The 3667-nt window shown below is 68.1% G+C and carries 3 protein-coding genes and 1 pseudogene; 2 read left to right on the top strand and 2 right to left on the bottom strand.

Translation table 11 applies throughout. The features are described from left to right. A pseudogene (locus tag HUK84_RS12340) lies at positions 1 to 315 on the bottom strand (efflux RND transporter periplasmic adaptor subunit); the annotation flags it as partial. 685 nt (positions 316 to 1000) lie between these two features. Between HUK84_RS12340 and HUK84_RS12335 the strand changes: the two are divergent. Further along, positions 1001 to 3139 (top strand): M61 family metallopeptidase, encoded by a 2139-nt coding sequence (locus HUK84_RS12335; protein ID WP_374729330.1) that lies wholly within the window; start codon positions 1001 to 1003, stop codon positions 3137 to 3139. A gap of 33 nt (positions 3140 to 3172) precedes the next feature. On the opposite strand, the gene HUK84_RS12330 is transcribed toward HUK84_RS12335, so the two are convergent. Continuing rightward, on the bottom strand, positions 3173 to 3355 hold the full coding sequence (locus HUK84_RS12330; protein WP_176640557.1) for a hypothetical protein: 183 nt from the start codon (positions 3353 to 3355) through the stop codon (positions 3173 to 3175). Between the two features lie 74 nt (positions 3356 to 3429). Here HUK84_RS12330 and HUK84_RS23680 point away from each other — a divergent pair. Further along, a partial coding sequence (locus HUK84_RS23680; RefSeq protein ID WP_176640556.1) for a TRIC cation channel family protein occupies positions 3430 to 3667 on the top strand: 238 nt, incomplete at its 3' end.

Below are 3667 nucleotides of genomic sequence, written 5' to 3'. Positions count from 1 at the left end.
GCTGTCGCCCGGCGCGACCGCCAGGCTGACGATACGCCCGGTCAGCGGCGGCAGGATGGCCAGCGAACGCGACGGCTCGGCCATGATCGCACCGGGAATGGGAATGGCGCGCGACGGGGTGGACAGCGTGACCGGCTGGACGGTCAATTGCCCGGCGATCGGCGAATTGGCGGGCACGGTCAGCGTACCATGGTCGTCGCGCACTGTCGCGTCGGCATGGGCCGCCGGCGGGACTGCCGTCGCCAGCACGGCGGCCAGGACGGCAGCCAGGGGAAAAGCCGGCGCGCGCCGCCGGTCCGGGGCGGGCGTCGTCATAAGTCGGGACTGTTTCATGGGCTGACGCAGGATCCGGGGGAAGGAATAAGGATGGTCGGGTGCGGGGCTGTCCTGGCAGTCCCTCCGCCGTTCTGCGCGGGGATTCTGGCGGGCCTGCCGGATGGTGGGGTATGGGCCAGGGTCTGTTCTGGTCCGTCTGGCTGGCTCCATGCTCCGACGCCCCGGGCGGCAGGCACAAAAAGGGTGCGTGACGAGGTGCTAGGCGGCATGTCCCGGGAACCGGTCATGTCCCGGCCGCCGCAGACCCCCGCGTCGCGCGACGGCAGTAGCGGCGATCATGTCGAATGTCCATGGGGGCAGCCCGCGCCGCTCGCGCCGGCCGCCGCCGGGTTTTCCCGGCTTCGCCGCGCATGTGGCGGCGTTACCATCCACACGGAATGTCTGCATGCCCGTAAATGACGACACGACATTGGAAAAACTTCCGCAAAAATACAACACATCGAAATAATGCATCTATTGCGAAGAAAAACGGCCGGCGACCGCGTAAGGCGGCAAGACAAGGAAGCAGGGCTGCCCCGGCACCGAGGCCGTCAATACTGGGTTCCTGAAAAAATTGCAAAATGTTTCACCACGCCTTGTCGGAAGATTGTCATAATTTAATAATCTGACGACCCAAAGGGGCTGGACAACGCTTGTCATGAAAACTTCACAAGGGTTCGCTAGCATGGCCCGTAGCGTTCCTGCCGGCGCGTTGCAGGCGGGGGCCGGCGCAAGTGGCGGGGCGGCGAATTTCGTGCCATGCCGGACGACGATCGCGGCGGCCGGCCCGGCCGCTTTTTCCAACCGCCTTGCATTTCGAGAGATCTGCCTCTTGCGCCCGTTGTCCCCCTCGCTCCTGGCCGCGCTGCTCGGCGCGGCGCTGGCGGCTCCCGCTCACGCGGCGAGCCAACCCCACCCCCAGCCCCTACCGCAGACGCCGCCTCAGACGCCGCCCCAGATGCTGCCTTTGCCGGATTCCGTTCCTCCGCCGCGCGACGTCGCCTTCGGCGGCACGATCCGGCTTGCGGTCGATGCCACCGACCTGGCGCGCCATATCCTGTCGGTGCATGAAACCGTGCCGGTCCCCGCTTCCCTGGCGGCATCGGGCGGCGACCTGACCCTGCTCTATCCGATGTGGGTGCCGGGCGATCATTCCCCGACCGGCACGCTCGATCAGTTCGGCGGCCTGGTGGTCAAGGCGGGCGGCGTCCCGGTCGACTGGGTGCGCGACAGCGTCACGGTCAGCGCCTTCCACGTGCCGGTGCCGAAAGGCACGCACGAACTCGACGTCTCGTTCCAGCTTCTGTCGCCCGTCTCGCCGGCGGAAGGACGCGTCGTCATGACGCCCGCCATGCTGAACGTGCAGTGGAACGCGGTGTCGCTCTACCCGGCGGGCTATTTCACCCGCCGCATCGACGTGCAGGCCGACCTGCGCCTGCCGCACGGGTGGCAGTACGGCACGGCATTGCGTGCGCACGGGGCGCAGGGCGACACGGTGGCCTTCGACCCGGTGCCGTACAATACGCTGGTCGACTCGCCGCTCTTCGCCGGCCGCTATTTCCGGCGCATCGACCTTGCCCCCGGCGCGGCGGTGCCGGTCACGCTCAACCTGGTCGCGGACAAGCCGGCCGAACTGGCGGCGACCGACGCCCAGATCGGCGCGCATCGCGCGCTGGTCGCGCAGGCCGGCCTGCTCTACGGGTCGCACCATTACGACCATTACGATTTCCTGCTGGCCCTGACCGACGAACTGGGCGGGATCGGCCTCGAACATCATCGCTCCAGCGAGAACAGCGGCCCGCGCGGCTATTTCACCGACTGGGACAAGACCTTCGCGGCGCGCGACCTGCTGGCGCACGAATACACCCATTCATGGAACGGCAAATATCGCCGTCCGGCCGACCTGTGGGCGCCCAATTTCAACACGCCGCAGCGCGGGTCCGGCCTTTGGGTCTATGAAGGACAGACCCAGTATTGGGGCTATGTCCTGGCCGCCCGCGCGGGCCTGATGACCCAGGCCCAGGTGATCGACGCGCTGGCCGAGGTCGCGGCGCTGTACGACACCCGGCGGGGACGGACCTGGCGGCCGCTGCAGGACACCACCAACGATCCCGTCATCGCCCGGCGCGCGCCGCTCTCATGGCGCAGTTGGCAGCGCAGCGAGGATTATTATTCCGAAGGCCAGCTCGTCTGGCTGGATGCCGATACGCTGATCCGTCAGCTCTCGGGCGGCAAGCGTTCGCTGGACGATTTCGCCCGGCATTTCTTCGGCACGCATGACGGCAGCTTCGTCACCAGCACCTACGGCTTCGCCGACCTGGTGCAGGCGCTGAACGATATCCAGCCCTATGACTGGGCGTCGTTCCTGCGCCGGCGCCTGGACCGGACCTCGACCCATGCCCCGCTGGACGGCTTCACGCGCGCCGGCTATCGCCTGGCCTATACCGACCGGCCGAACGATTTCATGACCTCGTACGAGGCACTGCGCCACGTCGCCGATTTCAGCTATTCGGTCGGCTTCGTCGTCGGCAAGGGCGGCACGCTGTCCAACGTCGAATGGGGCAGCCCGGCCTGGCAGGCGGGGGTGACGCGCGACGCCCAACTGGTCGCGGTGAATGGCGAAGCCTACGATCCGGCGGTGCTTAAGGACGCGATCACCGAGGCACGGGACCCGCACGCGGCGCCGATCGCGCTGCTGCTCAAGGAAGGCGACCGCTACGTGACGATCGCGGTCTCCTATCATGGTGGCCTGCGCTACCCGCATCTCGAACGCCTGCCCGGCACGCCCGACCTGCTGGCCGGAATCCTGGCGCCCCGGCACTGACGGCGGTCGGGGGCCGTGTCCGCACGGCCCCCGTCATGCCTTCCCGGACGGCGGCCGCCGCTTCTCGATGGCGCTCAGGACGGCGGTCCACCATTGCACATCGTCGATCTCGTTCTGCGCGCGGGCTTCCTCCATGCGGTCGGTCGCATGCGCCGCGGCCTGCGCGCCGTAACGGGCGATCAGGTCGGTGGCGATGTCTGCCGGTGCGTTCGTCATCGGGCCTCTCCTGTTCCTGGTGTGATGATAGGCTGGGAAGCCAGGCCCGGCACGAAAAGAGGGACCAGGTCACAATGAGTGGAGACCGGGGGACAGGAGACCAGGGGACCAGAGACCGGGGGACCGCAGATCGGCACCCTTCGCAGCGCAGGCCGGCCGGAACGGCGCGCATGCGGATGGACAGGATCGTCCTGGCCGGCGACCTCGCGGGCACCATGGTCTTCGCCGCCGAGGGCGCGATGGCGGCGATCGGTCGCGGGCTGGACGTGTTCGGCGTCGTGGTCGTGGCATGCGTCGTGGCGCTGGGCGGCG

The sequence above is a fragment of the Nguyenibacter vanlangensis genome, assembly GCF_013376155.1.
GTDB classification, from domain to species: domain Bacteria; phylum Pseudomonadota; class Alphaproteobacteria; order Acetobacterales; family Acetobacteraceae; genus Gluconacetobacter; species Gluconacetobacter vanlangensis.
Note: the sequence above shows the minus strand (reverse complement) of the source record. Positions and strands in the feature narration are given on the sequence as shown.

What these genes read in the sequence shown, in the direction of transcription:
- HUK84_RS12335 (WP_374729330.1), top strand. Translation starts at nt 1,001, where the DNA reads ATGGCCCGTAGCGTTCCTGCCGGCGCGTTGCAGGCGGGGGCCGGCGCA.
- HUK84_RS12330 (WP_176640557.1), bottom strand. Translation starts at nt 3,355, where the DNA reads ATGACGAACGCACCGGCAGACATCGCCACCGACCTGATCGCCCGTTAC.